17 protein-coding genes are annotated in these 16,182 nt (G+C 42.0%); 10 read left to right on the top strand and 7 right to left on the bottom strand.

Annotation, left to right across the window (positions count from 1 at the left end):
- The first annotated feature begins 412 nt into the window (after window positions 1-412).
- The 3 genes from H6G08_RS03640 to H6G08_RS03630 all read left to right on the top strand — a co-directional run bounded on the left by H6G08_RS03640 (window position 413) and on the right by H6G08_RS03630 (window position 3,166).
- The gene (locus H6G08_RS03640) at window positions 413-1,696 is read left to right on the top strand and encodes a M16 family metallopeptidase (RefSeq protein ID WP_190538928.1); all 1,284 of its coding nucleotides are present in this window, start codon (window positions 413-415) and stop codon (window positions 1,694-1,696) included.
- A gap of 75 nt (window positions 1,697-1,771) precedes the next feature.
- Window positions 1,772-2,680, top strand: a complete 909-nt coding sequence (locus tag H6G08_RS03635; RefSeq protein WP_390625553.1) for a peptidoglycan-binding domain-containing protein — start codon at window positions 1,772-1,774, stop codon at window positions 2,678-2,680.
- 132 nt (window positions 2,681-2,812) lie between these two features.
- On the top strand, window positions 2,813-3,166 hold the full coding sequence (locus H6G08_RS03630; RefSeq protein WP_190539055.1) for a phage holin family protein: 354 nt from the start codon (window positions 2,813-2,815) through the stop codon (window positions 3,164-3,166).
- A gap of 87 nt (window positions 3,167-3,253) precedes the next feature.
- On the opposite strand, the gene H6G08_RS03625 is transcribed toward H6G08_RS03630, so the two are convergent.
- On the bottom strand, window positions 3,254-3,769 hold the full coding sequence (locus H6G08_RS03625; RefSeq protein WP_313941082.1) for a cobalamin biosynthesis protein: 516 nt from the start codon (window positions 3,767-3,769) through the stop codon (window positions 3,254-3,256).
- A gap of 710 nt (window positions 3,770-4,479) precedes the next feature.
- Window positions 4,480-5,142, bottom strand: coding sequence for a class I SAM-dependent methyltransferase (locus H6G08_RS03620; protein WP_190538927.1), 663 nt, complete (start codon window positions 5,140-5,142; stop codon window positions 4,480-4,482).
- A gap of 51 nt (window positions 5,143-5,193) precedes the next feature.
- Between H6G08_RS03620 and H6G08_RS03615 the strand changes: the two genes are divergently transcribed.
- A complete protein-coding gene (locus tag H6G08_RS03615; RefSeq protein ID WP_190538926.1) occupies window positions 5,194-5,697 on the top strand; it encodes a CoA-binding protein in 504 nt (167 codons plus the stop codon).
- Here H6G08_RS03615 and H6G08_RS03610 read toward each other — a convergent pair.
- On the bottom strand, window positions 5,650-7,029 hold the full coding sequence (locus H6G08_RS03610; protein ID WP_190538925.1) for an RNA-guided endonuclease InsQ/TnpB family protein: 1,380 nt from the start codon (window positions 7,027-7,029) through the stop codon (window positions 5,650-5,652). The two genes, H6G08_RS03615 and H6G08_RS03610, sit on opposite strands and share 48 nt — an antisense overlap.
- A 70-nt stretch (window positions 7,030-7,099) precedes the next feature.
- On the opposite strand from H6G08_RS03610, the gene tnpA reads away from it, so the two are divergent.
- A complete protein-coding gene (gene tnpA / locus H6G08_RS03605; protein WP_190538924.1) occupies window positions 7,100-7,513 on the top strand; it encodes an IS200/IS605 family transposase in 414 nt (137 codons plus the stop codon).
- Between the two features lie 440 nt (window positions 7,514-7,953).
- Window positions 7,954-9,954, top strand: coding sequence for an alpha-amylase family glycosyl hydrolase (locus H6G08_RS03600; protein ID WP_190538923.1), 2,001 nt, complete (start codon window positions 7,954-7,956; stop codon window positions 9,952-9,954).
- A 260-nt stretch (window positions 9,955-10,214) separates the two neighbouring features.
- Here H6G08_RS03600 and H6G08_RS03595 read toward each other — a convergent pair whose 3' ends face one another.
- Window positions 10,215-10,418, bottom strand: a complete 204-nt coding sequence (locus tag H6G08_RS03595) for a hypothetical protein (RefSeq protein ID WP_190538922.1) — start codon at window positions 10,416-10,418, stop codon at window positions 10,215-10,217.
- Window positions 10,419-10,554: 136 nt separating this feature from the next.
- Here H6G08_RS03595 and H6G08_RS03590 point away from each other — a divergent pair, with 136 nt between their 5' ends.
- Together H6G08_RS03590 and H6G08_RS03585 are read left to right on the top strand one after the other, a co-directional pair.
- On the top strand, window positions 10,555-11,493 hold the full coding sequence (locus H6G08_RS03590) for a phosphoribulokinase (protein ID WP_190539053.1): 939 nt from the start codon (window positions 10,555-10,557) through the stop codon (window positions 11,491-11,493).
- On the top strand, window positions 11,490-11,681 hold the full coding sequence (locus H6G08_RS03585; protein WP_190538921.1) for a hypothetical protein: 192 nt from the start codon (window positions 11,490-11,492) through the stop codon (window positions 11,679-11,681). Before H6G08_RS03590 ends, H6G08_RS03585 begins: the two co-directional genes overlap by 4 nt.
- A 31-nt stretch (window positions 11,682-11,712) precedes the next feature.
- Here H6G08_RS03585 and H6G08_RS03580 read toward each other — a convergent pair whose 3' ends face one another.
- On the bottom strand, window positions 11,713-13,467 hold the full coding sequence (locus tag H6G08_RS03580) for an energy transducer TonB (protein WP_190538920.1): 1,755 nt from the start codon (window positions 13,465-13,467) through the stop codon (window positions 11,713-11,715).
- 306 nt (window positions 13,468-13,773) lie between these two features.
- Between H6G08_RS03580 and H6G08_RS03575 the strand changes: the two genes are divergently transcribed.
- Window positions 13,774-14,430: a MotA/TolQ/ExbB proton channel family protein gene (locus H6G08_RS03575; protein ID WP_190538919.1), complete on the top strand. Its 657-nt coding sequence runs from the start codon at window positions 13,774-13,776 to the stop codon at window positions 14,428-14,430.
- A complete protein-coding gene (locus H6G08_RS03570) occupies window positions 14,414-14,818 on the top strand; it encodes an ExbD/TolR family protein (protein ID WP_190538918.1) in 405 nt (134 codons plus the stop codon). Before H6G08_RS03575 ends, H6G08_RS03570 begins: the two co-directional genes overlap by 17 nt.
- A 299-nt stretch (window positions 14,819-15,117) precedes the next feature.
- Here H6G08_RS03570 and H6G08_RS03565 read toward each other — a convergent pair whose 3' ends face one another.
- Together H6G08_RS03565 and H6G08_RS03560 are read right to left on the bottom strand one after the other, a co-directional pair.
- Window positions 15,118-15,498, bottom strand: coding sequence for a DUF423 domain-containing protein (locus H6G08_RS03565; protein ID WP_190538917.1), 381 nt, complete (start codon window positions 15,496-15,498; stop codon window positions 15,118-15,120).
- Window positions 15,499-15,528: 30 nt separating this feature from the next.
- Entirely contained in the window at window positions 15,529-16,017 is a 489-nt protein-coding gene (locus H6G08_RS03560) for a hypothetical protein (RefSeq protein WP_190538916.1), read from the bottom strand.
- Window positions 16,018-16,182 lie beyond the last annotated feature (165 nt).

The following is a 16,182-nucleotide window of genomic DNA, read 5'->3' as shown; positions in this document are numbered from 1 at the left end:
GAGTCCACTTAACTTAGACCCCTTGCGGTATCTAAGCCATAGGTGGTTCTCTCCCCAAGCGTTAAGTTCCGGTATGCCCTACCGTACTTGCAAAGCTTGCAATTTTTTGTTTGAAGTTAAATGCTGTTCGTCTAGTACCTGTGAATCTTTTACCTACTTCCAGGTGATACTAGAACAAAGAAGTAGAACCCTCTAGATTCAGTTGTCAAGGTGCAGCACGGCAGTTGCTCCATTTGGGGAGACCCCAAGACCGCACTGCCTCGTCTACTTGTTAGGTAGCAATAGGGTTTTTCATGTGGTTAATTACCCTTCCACATCCCTGATTTTACCAAAAGCCGTCCTACAAGGACGGGGTTTTAGACCCAGTTTTTCGATAAATTTTGAATTTTGAATTTTGAATTTTGAATTGTTAATGACTCAAACTGTGAACAAATCTATCTCTAATTCCCCGATCCACCGGACTGTATTAAGCAATGGTATTGTGGTTTTGATGGCAGAAAATCCGGCTGCTGATATTGTGGCAGCACGGATTTTTGTTCGTGCTGGTAGTTGTGCTGAAAGCCGGGAACAAGCCGGATTAGCACATTTATTGTCGGCTGTGATGACAAAAGGCTGTGCTGGACTTTCTAGCTTAGAAATTGCGGAAAGGGTGGAATCTGTCGGGGCGAGTTTAAGTACTGATACTGCTAATGATTATTTTCTGCTGTCGCTGAAGACGGTAACAGCAGATTTTCCGGAGATATTGGAATTAGCAGGGTTGATTTTGCGATCGCCTACATTCCCCGAAACCCAAGTAGAATTAGAACGGCGTTTAGCACTCCAAGATATTCGCTCGCAAAAAGAGCAGCCGTTTACTATTGCTTACGATCAATTGCGGCAAGCAATGTATCAAAATCATCCCTATGCCATGTCTGTATTAGGTGATGAAACCACGATGAGCAGCTTGACTCAAGCGGATTTAGTCGATTATCACCAAACTCATTTTCGTCCCGATAATGTAGTCATTAGTATTGCGGGAAGAATTAAACCAGAAGAAGCGGTGAAATTAATTACCCAGGTATTTGGTGATTGGCGATCGCCAAATAGCAAACCGCACAGCTTAAATGTACCAGAAATTCCCGTCCAACCCCAGCAAAAGCTGCAGCCCCTACAAACACAACAATCTATTGTCATGCTTGGGTATTTGGGGCCAGCTGTGAACTCTGCTGATTATGCGGCGTTGAAATTATTGGCTACTTATTTAGGTAATGGGCTTTCTAGCCGCTTATTTGTGGAATTGCGGGAAAAGCAAGGTTTGGCTTATGAAGTTTCTGCACTGTATCCCACCAGGCTATATGCTGGCGCGTTTGTCGTGTATATGGGTACAGCACCAGAAAATACAACTATTGCCTTGCAAGGGTTGTGTAAAGAAGTTGACTTACTTTCAACAACAGAAATATCTGCCAACGCACTGCAAGCAGCGAAAAATAAAATATTAGGACAGTATGCCCTTGGTAAACAAACCAACGGACAAATTGCGCAAATCTATGGATGGTATGAAACCTTGGGATTAGGAATTGAATTTGACCAAACATTCCAAGAGTTAATTACTAATGTAGAAGTAGGAGATGCGATCGCAGTTGCACGCCGATATTTACAGCAACCCTACTTATCTTTAGTCGGCCCGGAAGCCGCAATTAATAGTGCAATTACTTAATTTGTCGTGACAAAATAAATGCACTAGCTTTCCTCTTCGCTCAAGCGGCCGTACTATTAGCATCAGAAGATTACGGTGGCACATACCATGAAAGGCGGCTTATCATTCAGTATCTTGAGCTACTTAAATGCAATTAAATTTTCTCCTGCTTCCAGTACCCACAAGTTGAACTGGCTACTTGTGCTTGCTTCTGTGCCGATGTTGATTGCTGCCTCTACAGTGGTAACAAATGCAGCCCCACAGAAAATTGCCCAAGCAAATCCTAATGTCAATATTAACCGCCCGACTTTAGGTATTGGCAGTCAAGGCGAGCGTGTATCTGAACTGCAAGCAGCGCTAAAACTCTTGGGTTTTTATACTGGCCCGGTAGATGGCAATTATACTGCTAATACCGCTAGTGCCGTTTCTCGCTTTAAGCAAGCAGCCGGCTTAAATCCAGATGGGATTGTTGATACTGCGACTTGGCAAAAATTGTTTCCAGGACAAGCAGTAGCAACAGCACCCAGCCCTGCACCAAAGCCAACCCCTGCAAAACCAACAGCAGTTGCGCCCGCCCAAGCAGGTAACATCAGGCGAGCAACTACCCCGCAACCAGAGCCAAAACCAGCCCAACCGAGACAGAATACAACACCAAAGCCACAACCTAGAAGTACCACCCGTCCGGCAACTACCCGCCCTGCAAATACTCGGACTACACAACCGCGTACTCCACAAATTCCGCGTTTTGAACGTACTCCTGGTATTCAATACACCCCAGAAGGATTACCAATTTTACGTTTAGGCAATCGTGGCTCAGAAGTTGGAAGATTGCAAGAAATTTTAAAAAGGCTAGGTTTCTTAAGCGGTGATGTTGATGGAGACTTTGGCCCCACCACCGAAGCCGCAGTCAAAGCCGCCCAAAGTCGCTATGGCTTAGAAGCCGATGGTGTCGCAGGTGGTGGTACTTGGTATGTACTGCTAGAGCGATCGCAGCGTCAGCGCTAGACTCATAGATAGGCAGGGGGAGCAGGGAGCAGGGAGCAGGGGGCAGGGAAATGACAAATGACTATTGTACAGACGCGATTAATCGCGTCTCTAACAAATGACAAATGACTATTGACCATTGACAAATCATTCATGAAACACTTTTTATTAACTTGGCTGGGTACTGCGGTGGCTTTATTGATCACCTCAAGAATTGTTTCTGGATTCGTAATAGAAACTTTTGTGGCTGCGCTAGTTGCTGCTATTGTAATTGGGCTAGTTAATGCCTTTATTCGCCCGATTTTAAGGTTTTTTGCCTTTCCACTTACTTTACTCACCTTTGGGTTATTTACATTTGTGATCAATGCCTTGGCTCTTTGGTTAGCAAGTGCGCTAACTCCGGGTTCGGGTTTTGAAATCAAGGGCTTTTTCCCAGCTTTGTTGGGATCGATTGTGTTAGCGATTGTCTCTAGCGTGATTAACTATTTTCTGCGGGTAGTGGAATAATACCAATTCAAAATTCAAAATTCAAAATTCAAAATTAAGAAATCCATATTTTGCTAGGGTTTCTGGATTTGGATCTGTTTCATGATTTTAGTGAATTGGGATAACACTTGCTATCTTCGTTAATTGTTGAGCAACAGCTATTGTAACGGCTCCTGGTTCGTCTGGTAAGCGAAAAATTTGTTTAGGAACTAAGCACCTTACTCCTACAGGCGTCAAAGTCGGAGTAAGGTGAGATGAATTTGGGTTGAATGGGAGAATTTCATCTATTATCTGGGTTAGCCAGTTAATATCAGCAGCAGCAAGCATCGCCGCAGCTTCAGCTACGCTGGGAGTTCCCACGGTTTGCTCAATAAGTTTTGCGGGATTGGGGACACAAACAAGGCGCAAAACTTCGGCGGGAAAGGTTTTGAAGGCTAAATTATGTAATTGACAAAATTCAAGTAAAGCTGGTTCTTTAGCTTTATTGTCGATAGTAGCAAGACCAGCGATCGCATTTTGATTGAGTTGATTTTCTAAAAATACTTGCGCAATTGCCTTTTCAAGTAACTGTGTTGATGTCCCTCGCTGACAACCAATTCCTACCCACAAGCTTTTTACATTCACTCTCAGCTTTTCTCTAATTTAAATTTACAATTTTTATTTTTTCTATAATTGCAGGAATCAGCGTGAATTAACCTATTTGTATGACTTGTATACTTTGAAGTTTATTATTATACATAAAAACTGATCTTTAGAATACTTTTGCCAAAAAATAAAAACTATATATTGTGTACATCTAGCACAGTAGGAAACGCCGAGGCAGAGAACAGGTAAAAGGTAAATTATCTTGATTCAGTTTGAATTCATGACAATGCTTGAGGCGCAAGCATTTTACCTTCTCTATCTTGGTGTTTCAATTTTCTTTTTTCTTCGTTGCTGCAGATTTTGACTATCTTAATTATTGCTTAATTTTTTATTTAAGATGTCAAGTTTTATGTTTGTTTTATTTCCGATTTTTAAATCTATTTAAAAAAACATAAACCACATCTATTTTGAAAACTATAGTTTTTCATGGGTAGTGGGAGTATCTTGCTCCCTGATGGTAAGTAGGTCGGTGTAATTAAATATAATTTGCAAAGGCTGTGATAATAATTAATATAGTACGCGCTTCGGGGCATGGCAGTGCCAGTGCCCCTACAATCAACGATTATCTGTACCTCACCAACTTGCAATCTGCTGTAAATACAGATATTTTGGCAATTATTTAGATACCAAAATCATAAATTTAATTGCACAGTAAATCTTTAGATTAGCAGTATATAAACCTTATTTTTTCAATTCTTCCGTGCTAATGTCAAACCATCACCAATTGGGACTAAACTCAGGGTAATCCGTTGGTCTTGATGTAACTTTTCATTAAAGGCGCGGATTTTGCGAGTTCTATTATCTTTTACTTGCGCATCGGCAACTCTACCCGACCAAAGAACATTATCGATCGCAATTAGCCCACCCGGACGAATTAATTGCAGCGATCGCTCATAATAAGCATCGTAGTTGCTCTTATCTGCATCAATAAACGCAAAATCAAAGGTTTCCGCTTCTCCGGTGGCGAGTAAATTATCTAAAGTTTCTAAAGCTGGGGCAATATGTAGGTCAATTTTATCGGCTACCCCTGCTTGCTGCCAATAACGACGAGCGATCGCGGTAAACTCTTCACTGACATCACAAGCTACCACTTTACCGTCGCTAGGTAATGCCAACGCCACTATCAGCGTGCTATAGCCTGTAAATACACCTAACTCTAAAGTTTTTTGAGCACCAATTAATTGCACCAACAAAGCCATAAACTGTCCTTGTTCCGGTGCAATTTGCATCATCGCCATTGGATGTTGAGCTGTTTCTTGACGCAATTGCGTTAATATTTCTGGTTCTCGCAAAGAAACAGACAGTAAATAATTATAAAGATTTGGTTCCAGTCCTAGTGTTTGGTTTGTCAATGGTTAGTTGTGTAGAAGGCAATATTAATATTTACTCTGCCTATAAATACTATGCCAAACCTGAAAAACGATCGCAATGCTTTACGCGAGGTGTTCACCCAAGCCAATGCGATCGCAGTTGTCGGACATTCCGATAAACCCAATCGCGTTAGCTATCAAATCGCCCAGTTTTTGCAGCAAGCAGGCTACATAGTGTATCCTGTCAACCCCCTAGTGAAAGAAATTGATGGAGAACCTTGCTATGCATCACTCAGAGAAATTCCCGCTACTGTAGATATTGTCAACATTTTTCGCCGGGCTGAGTATTTAAGGGAGATTATTGAAGATGCGATCGCAATTAATGCCAAAACCGTTTGGGCGCAATTAGGTATAGCAAACCAAGCAGCAGAACAGCAAGCATTAGATGTTGGCTTAAACGTCATTATGGATGCTTGTATTAAAATTGAGTATCTGCAGTTGGGATTGACATCTCCCCCGGCTAGAAGCGCGGGGGATTCTAAAAGGATGTTACGCCTTGGTCTGAAGACACAAGGCTTCACTTCTTTTACGATATGATTTATTTAATCGCGTAAACAAGTCATATCGCTGTGGCACTGCCAAAGATGCCCTACCCACCTCGACTAAGTTTAATCCTAGCTGTGTGGCTACTTTTCTGATGATGTTGGCACTACCATTGCAATCTGCATTGATTAGATGTCCATCACGACTTTTGTACAATCCACGTTTTACCCGTTGTCCTGACGGTTTCCATCCGTTGGGTTTTTCACCATGTCTGTGGAGGCTGTCGCCATCTAGGTAAGACGCTTTTGATGTGTATGCTTCTTCGGTAATTGTTAGTTTTATCCCATACTCTGGACAGAGTTGTTTTAAGCGTTCAATCAATCGCCCTGTGGGAATGACCACAAAGTTTTGATTTCCACGCTTGCCCATATTGGAACCATTTTTCTGTTCATCATTCCAGCCAATAATCAGATTACCAACTCTGTCATTAAGGCACTGATTAACAATGAATCTGGCTGCTTTGTTAACAGCATCACGCATCTGATTATTGCGTTTACGTTGTACTTGGTCTAAGTTGCTATCCCAGTAAAAATCTGATTTTCCTTGTTTGTATTTAGCAACCAAACGACAGTAACCTTGATTCATTGATTTTAGTTTTCTACCATCAATAATCAAACTTTTACCACGGGTTGAGACACCTGTTAGCCAGTTTGTACCGCCGTGGTCAAATGACCATGCTTGGGTGTAATCAAGGCTAGGGTTAATATCGACTGGTTCTTTCCCATCATCAATTACCCAATCTACCCACAGTTCACCTAAATACGGTCTAACTGTAACCTCTTTTACCCAATCAGAATCAATGAAATCTGGTAAGTGCAAGGTGATTTCAGTCAGTAATTGTGGTTTAGTTTCTTTGCTAATTGATGGGTAAAAACAACCGTTTTTGTAAGTTAAAGCTTGACGGGGAAATGTAACCGCAGCAAGACCACCACGTTTTCTATATCTTGGTAAAGAAGGTCTATCAACATCACCCTGATAATATTTTTTAACCAATCCGTTGTAACTAGTTATGGACTCTCCCACAGTTTTAAGCGTTTGTTGTGCTGATTGTGCAGCCATCGCTTTGTAATGTGGGTTATCTTTGAGAATTTTATCTAATTCTGGGTAAGTGGTTTTGCATTGGTAGCATTTCCACCCATATCGTAATTCATCATCACGCCAATAAGTAGTAAAAGCATTTTCGGATTCTTGCAAACTTGCATAATGAGATTGTTTTGTCGCATATATAGCGCAATTAATCAAGCTGTTAGCGTGTTCGCATTGGTCTATCCAAAAAGCTTTTTCTTCATCAGTGAATTTAGCTTTTAGCGGTATTGTTCTGTACAACTTGTCATCACCTCCTGTATTTCATTACAATTGCTGCTACAGCAGTTAACAACAATATTCCGTAAAAAATATGGCTAAATTATCTAGTGAAGACCACGAGTATAGACGTACTGAAAATTCTGTATCTTCAATCAATTACCATTTTGTTTTTGTGCCAAAACGCAGAAAATCAGTATTAGTTAGCAACATAGCCAAAAGGTTACAAGAGATTATTTTTGAACTAGTAACCGAGCATGGCTGGCGACTTATAGCGCTTGAAATTCAACCCGACCACGTTCATTTATTCATTAACGCGCCAACACACGAAGCGCCAGCAGATATTGCTAGATGGGTTAAAGGTAGAGCATCCCACCATTTAAGAAAAGAATTTCCAGAATTAAAAAAACTACCTGCTTTGTGGACACCGACCTACTTTGTAGCGTCAACTGGTCAAGTCAGCACTGAGGTAGTTAAAAGGTACATTGAAAATCAGCGCGGTAAATGAGGAAACACGGGGATAAATCCCCTTGAGTCGCGTTTCATCCACTCATGTAAAGGTAGGGGTTCTCACGCTCCCACACTGTTTTCATAGCTAGTACAATAAGGCAAAAGTAAAAAGTAAAAATGCTTATTTCGTAAGCTTTTTACCTATTTTAGATGGTATCCTTATTTCCTCTGTGCTGTACTAGTACTTCTTTGTTCCTTGTCCTCCTTGTCCTCCTTGTCCCCCTTGTCCCCCTGCAATTGAATATTTATTTACTTGGAAGTCCCTTAATTTCATCCTCATCCCAAAAAATCTCACACCTATCTGGAATAGCAATCAACCCTGTTGTAACCAATACATAACTGACCAAAAAAAGTGGAAGGATGAATATTTTGCCACTTCTGTACTCATATTTAACATTTCATCCTTGAGCAGACTTTGATCAATTAGAGGTTTTTATCATGGTTATTGATTTATTGAGCCGTAAACTGACTCACTTTGTCTTATGGCGTCCCAATTATTTTGCCACAGCGCCGACTCTCTACATTGGCACTGAAAATCCCCAAGATCCCAACCAAACCAATAAATTCGGCGAATTTCAACTGCAACAATCGCCCGAATTTCCCGAATTATGGGAAATTGCAGCCCAAGATTGCGGATTAACTGAAGGACAAGTTTACTTTTATTGGTTTAAAGTCCGCAACACAGATCCCTACGATATCGCCAATGCTAACCAAATTCTCTATTGCACCGATCCCACAGCTACAACTATAGATCGGCGCAAAAATCCACCCACACCATCAGAACCAGGGGGAGTTGCTAGCTTTGATCCCGCTAGCGTGGTGCTTTATCAAAATGGACAGTTGATTCCTTGCGATCCCGATGGCGAAACTGTGAATTGGGAAGGCGATGCAGCTTTAGATAAACTACCAACTAATAATCGCTTGGTAATCTATGAATTACCTACCCGTTGGACGAAAATTAACCCTAATGGTGCAATTGAAGCTGGTAATGGTACATTTCGCGACATTCTCGCGCTATTAATTCCCGGAGTAACAGCGCCTAACTTCCGCGCATTGAGGACTTTAAACAATCGCGCCCATCTTGTAGAACTGGGAGTGAATGCTTTAGAACTTCTTCCCCCAGAAGATAGTGATGATGTAGAGAATTGGGGCTACGGTACTGCAAATTATTTTGCCGCAGATTACGATCTAGGAAGACCAGACGAACAATCTGCACCGACAGCTTCTACCGATCTAGCTAATTTAATTAAAGTTTGCCATCAGCAAGGTTTACGCTTTTTTATCGACATTGTGATGGCATTTTCGCGGAATAATCCTTACCATAACGTGAATTTTCTCGATTTTTACATCAAATGGGGTAGCGGCGATCCCGAACAAGGTAATCGAGATGGCTTTGGTGGAGATTTATTTAAATACAACTATTGGGTAGAAGGTTATCACCCCATCACTGGTAAAAAATCTTGGTTGGTTCCCACACGAGAATATTTGAAAGCCCATATCGCTCATTGGATAGAATACTATCGAGTTGATGGGTTGCGCTTAGATAGCGTGAATAATGTTGCTAATTACGACTTTTTGCAAGAATTTAAAGATTTTGCTCGTACTTTATGGGATAAAAGGGGAGGAAAGAGCGATCGCTTTGTTGTAATTGGCGAAGAATTAAGCGTACCTTTAGCTTTAGTACATCAAAATCGTTTAGATGGACTGTGGAATGAGAAGTTTAAACAAATCATCCGCCAAGTCATTTTAGGTAAAAACGCTGGGGATGAACCAAGTTTTGAATGGAGCGTGCGCAAATTAATTGACTGTCGCAACTTAGGTTTTAGCGATGGTTCTCAAGCAGTAAACTACCTGACATCCCATGATGTTGGCGGTTATGGTAACGAACGGTTCTTTAACTATTTAGTAAATAATGGTATCGATCGCACTGAACCGCGCATTAAACTAGCCTTTGTCTGCTTACTCACTGCGGTGGGAATTCCCATGATTCTGGCTGGTGATGAATTCGCAGATCAACATGATTTAGTCATCGCTGATGAACATGGTAGCCATAAACAAATCGACCCTGTAAACTACAGTCGTGTTAAAGATGATTGGCGACAACGTATTTTTCAATATGTGGCGCGGTTAGTTCATTTCCGCAAAAACTCTGATGCTTTAGCAGTGAATGATACGCAATTCATTCACACTGATTTCAACGATGGTAAACGTGTCTTAGTTTGGCAACGTGGCAATCAAGCTGATAATTTAGTTGTTGTCGTCGCCAATTTCTCTGATTATGGTACCCCTTGGGGCGCTGAATACCGAGTTCCCAATTGGCCTGCAACTCCCGCAGGTAAACAGTGGAAAGAAATTACTCAAGAGCGCATCGTCCCTCAAGAATGGGTAGGTAGAGAAGGTATCTTCCCTTGGGAAGCTAAGGTGTATACATTAGTGTAATCACCTTTGTGATACCAATTTAAGGGAACTCCAAAAAATAAATTATGCCAAATTGTAGGGGCGGGGTAACCCCGCCCCTACGAGTTGCGGGTTTGGTAAGTTAATGATTGGAATATTTTTTTATTTGGAAGTCCCTAAAAAAAGAATGCGGTAGGGGCATGGCACTGCCATGCCCCCTAGAATATATTGATGTGCCGCTTATTTTGCTAAAAAAGCTATGTGAGAAAATCACAACAAAACCAAATTTTTAGTCTCTGCAATTAACTAATTTGATAGAAAAATAGCGTATTATCTAATTCAACAAACGAGTAAAAATCAATTTTAATTGTTGCTAAAACTTCCGTATCTGTCCGATGGACAATGTCTATCAAAACCTGGATATGGTGAGTATTGTGCAGCCGAAACTGATTTCCAAAATCAAATATGCCACTGACACATTTACCAAGAGTTGTATATTTTGCCATAAATTAACTAAGAAATAATATTGTGTAGAGATGTTGCATAAAAGCTCTTATTTCAGTTAATTGTCAATTTCCCTTTTAAAATTGAGAATATTGTTAATCATGAACAGATTTACTTAACTCTTTATGGGGGGGTATGATGAGCCGTCCAATTATTCTTGGTATTGTTGGTGACAGTGCGGCAGGAAAAACAACATTAACTAGAGGGATTGCTCAAGTACTTGGGCCCGAAAATGTCACGATTATTTGTACCGATGATTATCATCGCTACGATCGCGTACAACGTGCAGAGATTGGAATTACCGCCCTTCATCCAGATTGCAACTATTTAGATATTATGCAGCAGCATTTATCACTGCTGCGTACAGGACAATCCATTCTCAAACCAGTATACAGCCACAAAACTGGGACATTTGAGCCACCGCATTATATAAAACCGAGTAAATTCGTGATTATTGAGGGATTACTTGGTTATTCCACCAGGGCTGCCCGTGATGCTTATGATGTCAAAGTTTACCTTGCACCCCCCGAAGATTTACGCGCCCAGTGGAAAGTGAAACGCGACACGCAAAAACGCGGCTACACCCCCGAACAAGTCTTAGCAGAATTAGAAAAGCGCGAACCAGACTCAGAGCAATATATTCGTCCTCAACGTCAATGGTCTGATATTGTCATTAGTTTTTATCCACCGGAAGGGGAACAAGATGAAACTAACGGACATTTAAATGTCAGGCTGGTACTGCGTCCTACAATTCCCCATCCTGATTTTACCTCGATTATTCAATCAACTAACGGTAGTTCTGATTCAGCGATTCGCCTGGGATTAGATCGGGATATGGGTAAACCTGTGGATGTGTTAGAAGTTGACGGTCACGCAACTTTAGAACAAGTGAATAAACTAGAGCATATCATTTGCTCTGATATGCCACATCTTAAGAGCATATGCGATCGCGAAAGTAACCCCGAACTGGGTAAAGTTGCCGGTACAACCGGGGAAACATTGCAAAGCTATCCCTTAGCGCTGACGCAGTTGATTATTACTTATCACATGCTCAAGGCAACGCAAATACATTTATGAAAAACTCCACCCACAAGGGGATGGAGTTTTTGGGCATTGGGAATTGGGCATGGGGCATGGGAAATAACATACCGTTTCCCGCCACAAGCCCCAAGCGACGGGGATGTAATTACGAATTACGAATTACGAATTACGTAGACGCGGAGCGGCTTCCCGTAGGGTATTACGAATTACGAATTAGTAATTAAATCCAATGTTTTCGTCAGCCGATAGCAACGTCTAAGGTGTAGTGGTACTCGGAGTTGGTGCAGCAGCAGGAGTAGATTCACGGCTGCGACGCAAAGCATTACGCAAACGGCTACCACTATCCGATGCTGGTGCAGATGGTTTCAAAGTCCGTCGCCGTCTTCGCAATAAATTTTGCGTTGTTTCTCCTGATGTTCTCACATCTGCTGTCACTTCTCGCGATCGCCGTCGCAGACGATTATTTAAAGAATTTTCCGAACTTTGTACCCTGGTTGGAGTAGATTCTGCGGTATTGGTGCGCCGCAATCTCCGGCTAATTCTAGATTCTCTACTGGTAGTAGCGCTTTGCTCCCTTTGTCTGGTTGATGTCACAGGTACATCATTACCTCCAGAAGTCGCCGCTTCTAAACGCCGTCTGCGTCTTGGTGTGTCTGTACCAGAGTTGTTGTTATTGGTGTTATTGGTAGAAGTTGCTATTTCTCTTTGTCTTTCACGTTCTTGGCGTTCTTGTTGCTGCTTTCTGACTTGACTGTGGCGACGCGAACCTTGAATCGCATACTCTGTAGCTATCTGAACGCCTTGTCTACCCTGTTCAGAAGGCTTGAGTTTCCAGTTCCTAGCTTGGCGTAGGTGTTCCTCATCTAATTCTCTATCGCCACTGGAACCAAGTAACCTCACATTAGTAACATTACCATTACTATCTGTATCAACAGCTACATTTACTCTGCCTTCTGCCTTCCGCCGTCTGGCTCTATCTGAGTATCTAACATTACATTCTTGACAAGCAGCACGACCATCGCCGCCACGCCGAGAATTACCTTCTCCATCGCCATTACTAGGTAATTTTGGGGTTGTGGGTGCAGTAGCTACAGGTAATCCGCCATTACCGACACCGGAACCGCTACCGCTACCAATCCCAGAGCCGCTACCACTACCGACACCGGAACCAGTACCGCTACCAATCCCAGAGCCGCTACCACTACCGACACCGGAACCGCTACCGCTACCAACACCGGAACCGCTACCGCTACCAACACCAGAACCGTTACCAGTACCAGTACCCGTACCAGAACCGCCAATACTACCAGAACCATTACCAGTTAATACGGATGTTCCACCGCCACCGCCACCGCCGCCACCGCCTCCTGGCGTACCATTTCCTGGCGTTGCAGAATTGCTGATATTACTTGTAGCAACCGATTGACTGCTTTGAGAATTTCTAATTCCCCGTAGGGTATCGCGTAAATTACTGCTGGAATTACTAGAATTACTAGAATTACTGGAATTTGTTTGAGGTACCGCAACAGGCTTATCTGCGAGTTTTTCTGGTTGAACTTGAGGTTTAACTTGCTCGATAGGTTTCTTCAAGTTTTCCACCAACTTTTGAACAGGTGGTTCAGAGACAATGGGTTGCTTAGGGGGTGGTAATTCCACCTTGGCTGGGAGGGGAATCGGCTGTATTGGGTTTTCGGGTTTGACAATAGTTTCAGTTGGCGGATTAGTTGGGGAACTGGTTATAACCTCGGTTTTTTCTTCAACTTCCAGCTTTTTAGGAGACTCCTCCGGCTTTGGTTCTACCTCTACCTTTTTCTCTTCCGGATTGTCGAGAACTGTAAACTCAATTGGTTCCTCTTCCTGGGGGGAAACTCTAGAAAAATAATTACCAACACCAGAAGCGAGTACCGCTACATGGAAGCCAAGGGAACCAATTAGACTTAGAACCAAAAAACCTTTAAGCGCCTTTGTTTCTTTCTCGCGCTGCTCGAAAGTAGTGCCGGAGAAGCTCATAAGTATGTTGCCAGATATTCTCACTAACAAAGGTTAAATTGTCCTGGGGCAAAAGTCAATTAATATCTGTAAATATCCTGAATATTACTTTTGGGTCAGTTTGTCAACTATGACATCCTGTCAATCATCAAGCTAGAACGATTGGATGAATGCTACTTGAATAATCGATGCGTTTTCTGTCATGATACTTTCACATCAAGTTGAGAAGTATTCGCAGTATTCTATAATTCTCAGTTGAGAGCTTATCTCAATTTGCCTGAGAACTTACGGTATCAGCATATTCATTGAAACTAAAACAAAGGATGTATGGGGATTAAAGAGTTATTTAACGCAGGTGGCGTGGTAATGTGGCCGCTGCTGGCGTTTTCTGTTGTGGCAGTAGCTTTAATTGTTGAGCGCGTGCGGTTTTGGTATCGAATCAATACCCGCCAAGCTAAGGTGGTGCGAGAGATTCTCAATCTCTATCGCATGGATAATGTGGTGGGTGCAATTGAAAAATCTCGTCAAAATGTAAATTTACCGATTCCCCGAATTTTCCTAGCTGCTTTGGAATTGGAAGAACCCACACCAGAAGAGTTTCGCTTGGCGTTAGAAAGTGAAGCGCAAGCTGAATTACCAATTCTCAAGCGGTTTAATACGATTTTTGAAACAATCATCGGACTTTCGCCATTATTTGGCTTGTTAGGAACGGTGCTAGGTTTGATTGTTTCCTTCGCGTCTCTTAATTTGGGTGATGTGGGCGGGACAAAAACTGCAGATGTGACATCGGGGATCAGCGAAGCACTAGTGTCTACAGCTTCTGGGCTAGTTGTGGCGATTTTCACGCTGTTATTTTCCAATGCTTTTAGAGGATTGTATCAACGTCAAAATGGCTTGATTCAGGAATATGGTGGGCAATTAGAACTGTTGTATCGCCGTCGTTATGAACGAGGAGGAGAAAAGGTTTATGCGTCTACCAGATGAAGCGGATATTCCTGCACAGATAAATATTGTGCCGATGATTGACGTAATTTTTGCAATTTTGACGTTTTTCATCATGTCCACCCTATTTCTGACGCGCCAAGAGGGATTACCAGTCAACTTACCCCAAGCTTCCACTTCTCAACAGTCACAAGTACCAACCAAAATTACTGTGACAGTAGAAGCTAACGGTAACATTAGCTTGAACAAACAGGCGACAACAGTTGATGTACTAGCTGAACAGCTACGGGGTATGGTTGGTTCTAACTCAAACACAATTGTGGTAATTAACGCCGATCGCAAAGTGGAACATGGTGAGATTGTCACGGTTATGGATCAAGTGCGTCAGGTTAAGGGTGCAAGATTAGCGATCGCTACTCAAAAGCCTTAACTGTTACCTTTTGCTAGGGGATTTTTAGCGTTTTCGTAAGCTTTGCTGAGTTTTGATGAAGTAATTTTGAAGAATCCGCGATCGCCCCTTGCATTTACTGATTTAGCTGTTAATATGGGCGCATATACAGAAACTCTATACCGAACCTTACTTATCCTCTTTCGTTATACCGAACCTAAGTTATCCTTTTGTGTTTTGTCAAAAACATGAACCTCAGCAAAAACCCCCTATCAGGGGGTATTTTTATTTGTCATTTGTCATTGGTCATTGGTCAACCGTCAACCGTCAACCGTCAACAGTTAAAGTTTTAAATTCCAAGCGGCGAAGGCTAAAGCACCCCAACCAGCGATAAAAGCTGCGCCTCCCAAGGGTGCAATTGCTCCTAAAGATTTGATACCAGTTAAACTTAAGGCGTATAAACTGCCTGAAAATATGGCAATACCGACAATAAATAGCCAACCACTGACTATGAGGGTAGAAGGTGGCGACTCGGTACGACTTAGTAGTAATCCTACTAATAATAATGCGATAGCGTGGTACATTTGATACCTAGCGCCAGTGTCAAAAATTTCTAGCGATCGCTCGCTGATTTTGTCTCGTAAAGCGTGAGCGCCAAAGGCTCCTGCCGCAACAGATAAACCGCCAAACAGAGCAGCTATACTTAAAAAAATCTGCGTCATTATACTTAGGCGTAGATTGGTTGATTCGATTTAAAGCTCAAAATGATATGATACAGTCCCATCTTCGCTGACTTGAAAATTAGCATTGAATTCTTTAGCTTTCTCGTCTAAATATTCTCTGGCGGCGATTGCGGGTAATTCTGATTTAACTGCAAAGCCAACAAGGGTCATACGTCCTTTGTTTTCTTGTAACATTTGATAAAAAATCCCTTGTAGGCGATTGCTCATTTGTTGATTTAAAGCTTTTTTCTCTTGTTTGCTTTGATAATATAATCCTAAACTCAGCCATCCCCCTAAAATTAAAGTAGGAACGCCAAAAATTAAACCTTGCCTAGCCGTATTATCAAGGAGATAAAGAGCATCTTTATTAAAGAATTCTCTTGCACCTCTTTCTTCTTTAGCGCCGGGGATTGGCTTTAATAAGTTATGTTTCTCAATTCCTGCTGAGACTGATAGAGTTAAAAACATGAATCCGAGTGTGAGTAGCCAACCAGCAGCTAATTTTTCAGCAGTCTTCATAAGTCTCTCTCAGATTTTAACTTTGCTTGCAATTTTAACTTTAGTTTTGCCAAGCTTCCAACAGTCAACAGTCAACAGTCAACAGTCAACAGTCAACAGTCAACAGTCAACAGTCAACAGTCAACAGTCAACAGTCAACAGTCAACAGTCAACAGTCAACAGTCA

It is taken from the genome of Calothrix anomala FACHB-343 (genome assembly GCF_014696435.1).
Lineage (GTDB): Bacteria > Cyanobacteriota > Cyanobacteriia > Cyanobacteriales > Nostocaceae > Aulosira > Aulosira anomala_A.
Note: the sequence above shows the minus strand (reverse complement) of the source record. Positions and strands in the feature narration are given on the sequence as shown.

Coding starts and splice junctions, on each gene's coding strand:
- H6G08_RS03640 (WP_190538928.1), top strand. CDS start 413: ATGACTCAAACTGTGAACAAATCTATCTCTAATTCCCCGATCCACCGG.
- H6G08_RS03630 (WP_190539055.1), top strand. CDS start 2,813: ATGAAACACTTTTTATTAACTTGGCTGGGTACTGCGGTGGCTTTATTG.
- H6G08_RS03615 (WP_190538926.1), top strand. CDS start 5,194: ATGCCAAACCTGAAAAACGATCGCAATGCTTTACGCGAGGTGTTCACC.
- tnpA (WP_190538924.1), top strand. CDS start 7,100: ATGGCTAAATTATCTAGTGAAGACCACGAGTATAGACGTACTGAAAAT.
- H6G08_RS03600 (WP_190538923.1), top strand. CDS start 7,954: ATGGTTATTGATTTATTGAGCCGTAAACTGACTCACTTTGTCTTATGG.
- H6G08_RS03595 (WP_190538922.1), bottom strand. CDS start 10,418: ATGGCAAAATATACAACTCTTGGTAAATGTGTCAGTGGCATATTTGAT.
- H6G08_RS03590 (WP_190539053.1), top strand. CDS start 10,555: ATGAGCCGTCCAATTATTCTTGGTATTGTTGGTGACAGTGCGGCAGGA.
- H6G08_RS03585 (WP_190538921.1), top strand. CDS start 11,490: ATGAAAAACTCCACCCACAAGGGGATGGAGTTTTTGGGCATTGGGAAT.
- H6G08_RS03580 (WP_190538920.1), bottom strand. CDS start 13,467: ATGAGCTTCTCCGGCACTACTTTCGAGCAGCGCGAGAAAGAAACAAAG.
- H6G08_RS03575 (WP_190538919.1), top strand. CDS start 13,774: ATGGGGATTAAAGAGTTATTTAACGCAGGTGGCGTGGTAATGTGGCCG.
- H6G08_RS03570 (WP_190538918.1), top strand. CDS start 14,414: ATGCGTCTACCAGATGAAGCGGATATTCCTGCACAGATAAATATTGTG.
- H6G08_RS03565 (WP_190538917.1), bottom strand. CDS start 15,498: ATGACGCAGATTTTTTTAAGTATAGCTGCTCTGTTTGGCGGTTTATCT.
- H6G08_RS03560 (WP_190538916.1), bottom strand. CDS start 16,017: ATGAAGACTGCTGAAAAATTAGCTGCTGGTTGGCTACTCACACTCGGA.